This is a genomic window from Campylobacter bilis, from assembly GCF_016806695.1.
Lineage (GTDB): Bacteria > Campylobacterota > Campylobacteria > Campylobacterales > Campylobacteraceae > Campylobacter_D > Campylobacter_D bilis.
In genome coordinates this window covers 1-5,281 of the sequence record NZ_WUED01000022.1, presented here as the reverse complement: position 1 = coordinate 5,281, position 5,281 = coordinate 1, and the positions used below count along the sequence as shown (strand labels likewise).

4 protein-coding genes and 1 pseudogene are annotated in these 5,281 nt (G+C 26.2%); 3 read left to right on the top strand and 2 right to left on the bottom strand.

The window, feature by feature from the left end; all coding sequences use genetic code 11:
* Together GRQ01_RS07400 and GRQ01_RS07395 are read left to right on the top strand one after the other, a co-directional pair.
* A partial coding sequence (locus tag GRQ01_RS07400; protein ID WP_193699229.1) for a hypothetical protein occupies window positions 1-938 on the top strand: 938 nt, incomplete at its 5' end.
* Window positions 938-2,128, top strand: a complete 1,191-nt coding sequence (locus tag GRQ01_RS07395) for a glycosyltransferase family 8 protein (RefSeq protein WP_158335125.1) — start codon at window positions 938-940, stop codon at window positions 2,126-2,128. The genes GRQ01_RS07400 and GRQ01_RS07395, both read left to right, overlap by 1 nt.
* Here GRQ01_RS07395 and GRQ01_RS07390 read toward each other — a convergent pair.
* Window positions 2,106-3,163: pseudogene (locus GRQ01_RS07390) on the bottom strand (glycosyltransferase family 4 protein). The gene GRQ01_RS07395 and the pseudogene GRQ01_RS07390 overlap by 23 nt on opposite strands.
* Window positions 3,160-4,713, bottom strand: coding sequence for a glycosyltransferase family 2 protein (locus GRQ01_RS07385; protein WP_158335123.1), 1,554 nt, complete (start codon window positions 4,711-4,713; stop codon window positions 3,160-3,162). The pseudogene GRQ01_RS07390 and the gene GRQ01_RS07385 overlap by 4 nt, the downstream one beginning before the upstream one ends.
* Before the next feature lie 56 nt (window positions 4,714-4,769).
* Between GRQ01_RS07385 and GRQ01_RS07380 the strand changes: the two genes are divergently transcribed.
* Window positions 4,770-5,281: glycosyltransferase family 2 protein (locus GRQ01_RS07380; RefSeq protein ID WP_158335122.1), on the top strand; the 512-nt coding region annotated here is incomplete at its 3' end.

The following is a 5,281-nucleotide window of genomic DNA, read 5'->3' as shown; positions in this document are numbered from 1 at the left end:
GTGCTTTAAGATCTTTTTTCCAAGATAAAAAAGAAGAAAATATTATTTCTTTTTGTACAACACATGGTTTTGATAAGGATACAAAAATCTTAAAAAAAGAAACTATAAAATCAACTTTTACCCTTATTCAAGAAAGATATATTAAAAGTTCTATAGAAAATATTAATGATTTTATCATTCAAGAATTACCCCATGATGCTATCATACATTTTTTAGACAGTGATGATTATTTTTTAAACAATTGCATAGAACTTTGTATTAAGCCTATGTTGGAAAAGGATTTAGATATTTGTACGCATGATTTAAAAGAGTATCATGAAGAAAATAAAGAATTTATAAAAAAAGATTTTTTTGAAAAAACAGGAGATAAGAAATTTTATAAACCTTTGGATTTGTTAAAATTAAATAAAAAATATAATTTTTATTTTGCTTGGCAAGGAATATTTAAGGCTCGTGTTTTAAATCTTTACAAACTTCGTTTTACTCATGGTATATATCATGAAGATCATGATTTTGGGACTATTTTATTTGCCTTAGCAGATAAAATGTTTCATATAAAAAAAGCACTTATAGTTTATAGGATAAGAGAAGGCTCTATAACGCATTTTAATGATGATATGCCAGATGTTTTACCTAAACATTTGCAAGCTTTAAAAAAATACTTTAATCATTATAAAGAACTTAGAGATTATTTTAAACTGTATTGTGATATAGTTATTGCAAAAAGAATACAAATTTTTAATAAAAACACTAATGATAGATTTCTTAAAAAAAGCATTAAAAGGTATTATATACATTATTTTGATATGAAAATCGATAAAGATCCTTTTAATTTAAACAAAGAAATTCAATTTTTTATAAAAAATTTAAAGTATTATAATATTTATGTAAAATTAAGACATTATATAAGACATCCAAAGAAAATAATAGGTTTATGATGTATCATGTAGTTTTTAGTGCTGATGAGAATTATATCAAATATACTGCTGTTTTGATTACAAGTATAATTTTAAATACTAATAAAAATTCCATCCTAGAAAATGAAAAATATGTTTTTCATATTTTAAGTGATTTTCTTAGCCAAGACACTCAAGATAAGCTTTTTAGATTGCAAAAGAATTTAAATGAGATTTTTCCTTGTGAAATAAATTTTCATATACAAGAGGATAAGGCTTTTTGTCATTTTCCATTTTCAGGTGCGGCACACAGTTCAAAAATCCCTTATTATAGGCTTAAACTAGCTTCGATTTTTGATAATAGAGTTCAAAAGTGCTTGTATCTAGACTCTGACATGCTTTGTATGTGTGATATAAGAGAAGTGTTTTCTTTTGATCTTAAAGACAAAATTGTAGGCGTTGTGGGAGATTTAGGATCTAAGAAAAGTAAAATAAAGTATATACAAAACAATAAAAAAATAGTTTTTAACTTTGATGAAAATTATTTTAATTCAGGTTTTTTGCTTATTAATTTATCAGAGTACAGAAAACAAAATATAGAGCAAAAATGCGAAGAATTAGCTAGCAAATGTTATTATATAAAAGCTGCTGATCAAGATCTTTTAAATGCTACTATCAAGCCCCAATACCAGTTAAAATTGGATTTTTCTTATAATTTTAGTGCTATTGCATTTTGCTATGTTATTTGTAAGGATGAGAAGAAAAACAGATTAAGCTATACAAGGGCACAATTTAATCAAAGTTTAAAAAATCCTAAAATAATTCATTATGGAGAAAAACCTTGGAGGTTTTTAAAATCTTATTTTGATTATCATGGTAAAAATATAAACGATTATTGGTGGGATGTGGCTGCTAAAACGCCTATTTTTAATGAAGAATTATTAAAGGATAAAAAAAGTATAAGCAATCATCTTTTATTTGCGGGTTTAGGCTATGAGCTTTTAAAGGCTTTGCCTTGCAATTTGTATAAAATTCATATATTGATAAAAAAACGCTTTAATGATGAAATTTATATGAAAAATGCCTCATTGATACAAGATGATATTTTTGGGCTTTGTTGTATATTAGGAGTTGCTATTTTTTATGCTAGATCTTCTAATAAAAATTTTTTAAGTGTTTATTTTAAAGCTTTAAAGATTCTTTATCATTTTAAAAAGTATTCAAAGTTGTGATTGTTTTCTCCCATTTTTTCATGATTATATCTTTATAGAATGCTTTTTTGACTTTTTCTTTAGCCTTTTCTCCCATAGTTTTTCGTAGTTTTTCATCATCCATTAAAATTCCTAATTTTTGAGCAAAATCATTTAAATCGCTATTTTGTATTAAAAATCCGCTTTTGCCATGTTCTATAATATCACTTGGACCTGTGTTGATATCAAAAGCTATGCTAGGGATATTGTAATTTGCACTTTCAACTAAAACCATTCCAAAGCCTTCAAAATAACTGCACATGACATAAATGCTAGCACTAAGATATTCTTTTTCTATTTCTTGGGTGAAAGGTTTTAAGATTATAGAATTTTCAAGTTGATTTTCTTTGATTTTTTCTTTGATGGTGTTTTTTGCTTCGCCTTCTCCTACTAGGGTTAAAGTCCAATCTTTGTGTTTTTGATGCAGTAATTTCCAAATTTCAATAAGTCTTAAAAAACCTTTTTGATCTTCTTTGATCATTCTTCCTATGCTTAAAATATTTTTTTGTTGATAGTCACTTATTTTATCTGATATAAATGGGATAAAATTAGGTATGACTTGTATGTTTTTGTGATGGGCTTTCCATTGGTTGATTTGCTTGCTAGAAAGTATGATTAAGCTGTCAAAATAATCGTTTCTTTTTCTGTATTTTTTGAAATTCAAATGAATGAGATTTATATAATGGGTGTGGGGATTTTTAAAAAATGGAAAATGAGAGCAGTTATTATAAATCATAAGATCTATATCTTTGTATTTTTGCTTTAAGATAAAGCTTTCATAATACTTATAAAAAAGTTTGTAAAAAATATTTTTCTTCATTTGCTTTTGTGATTTTTGGTGCAAGAATTCTACTTTGATATTTGGATTTAAAGTATAAGCTATATTTTTGTTTTCTTTATAAAAGCTTAATATTTGGCACTGATGATGGGTTTGATTAAAAGCATTTGCTAGATTTATAACAACTCTTTCAGCCCCCCCCCAAGAGTGATATCGCCTATTAGTAACATTATTTTCATTGAACATCCCATTTTGTATTTTGATTTTTTATAGTGTTTAAATAAATTTCATGATTGATTTTAAGCATGTCTTTAGAATTTTCTTGATGATAGATGTGATAGGCTAAGGCATTGAATTTTAATCTTTTTAAAATTCCGTTGTTAAATAAAAATCTAGCCACAAACTCACTATCTTCTCTTCCCCAGCCAGTAAAATTTTCATTAAAGCCATTAATAGCTTCAAAATCGCTTTTATAAAAACTCATATTGCATGTTTTACTACCTTTAACTAATAGAGCTTTTTTAAAAAAATTTTTATTAATTGTGGAGAATTGATAGATTAATTTGGCTAAGAAAATATTTCTTTTGTTTTTAAAGTCTTTTTTGCTAAATGCTAAATTAAAATCCATTTTATTTAAAATTTTATTGCTTTTTATTTCATCAAGTATGGTTCTTGAACCTTGTAAAATGGTTTTTTTAGAAGAAAAATTTAAATGATCTTTTATAAAGTTTTTTTCTAAAATCATATCCCCATCTATTAAAATAATGTATTCGCTGCTAGAAGCTTTTATGGCTTTATTTCTGCTAGCAGCAGCACGAAAACCTTTATCTTCTTGCCAAATATGTTTTAAAGGGCAAGGAAAGGTTTTTTGATATTGTTGTATGAGCTTTGCTGTGTCTTCTTTGCTTCCATCATCTGCTATTAAAACTTCGTTGGGCAAAGGATCAAGCTTTTTAATACTATCAAGAACAAGTGCTAGCCTTTCTTTTTGGTTATAAGTGGTGATGATTAAAGAGCAAGTTTTGGGCTTTTGTTGTTTTAATTCGTATAATTTCATGTATTTAAAAAAAGTGCCAAGTCCATTACAAAGGCTTATAATAAAACCTTCATATCCATAAAAAATCCCTTTTTTTAAAAAATAATTTCTAAAAAATATCCAAAATCCTCTTATAAGAGCTTTAAAAATTCCACTTTGTTTGTGAGTGTTTTCTTCAGCCCAAAGAGTGGAGTATCTTTGAAGTTTGTTTAATAAGCTTTCTATATTTTCAAAGGCGTAATGTAAAATGGGATTGTTTAATTTGATTTTATAACTGTCTTTTTTTAAGATTAAGCTTTCATGAACTAATTTTTGATTAAATAAAGTGTGGTTTTTATTAAATATTCTTAAAACTCTATCAGGCCACCATCCACAAGCTTTTATCCATTTGCCATTATAGAGGTTTTTACGTGCCAAACTTAAAACAGCATTAGGATAAAGTTTTATCGCTTTTAATTCTTCTAGGGTTTTTGCTTCTAAAAACTCATCAGAGTCTATATTAAAAATCCAATCATTACTCGCATAAGAAATGGCTAAATTTTTTAATGGTCCAAAGCCTATAAATTCACTTTGATATATTTTTATATTATGAAATTTTTCTTGATATGTTTTTGCAATTTTTAAGGTATTATCGCTGCTTTGATTATCAAGCAATATGATTTCGCCAAAATCTTTAATAGAATTTAAACATCTTTCTAAGGTATTTTGCGCATTTTTGACTATTATCACTACGCTTATTTTTTTTAAATCCATGTTAAGCCTCTTTTTATTAGAATTCAGATTTAAAACCAAACCAAAAGAAAGTATATATGAATAATCCTTTAATTTCTATTATCATACCCATTTACAATGTTGCTTTTTATTTAAGAGAATGCCTTGATAGTGTCCTTGCACAAAGCTATACTAATTTAGACATTATTTTAGTTGATGATGGAAGTACTGATGGGAGTTTGGATATAGCGCTTGAGTATTTAAATAAGGATGCAAGAATATTTTTAATCTCTAAGGAAAACGGAGGGCAGTCTTCAGCTAGAAACACAGGCTTAGAGTTTTTAAAGGGTAGTGCTTTAAGATCTTTTTTCCAAGATAAAAAAGAAGAAAATATTATTTCTTTTTGTACAACACATGGTTTTGATAAGGATACAAAAATCTTAAAAAAAGAAACTATAAAATCAACTTTTACCCTTATTCAAGAAAGATATATTAAAAGTTCTATAGAAAATATTAATGATTTTATCATTCAAGAATTACCCCATGATGCTATCATACATTTTTTAGACAGTGATGATTATTTTTTAAACAATTGCATAGAACTTTGTAT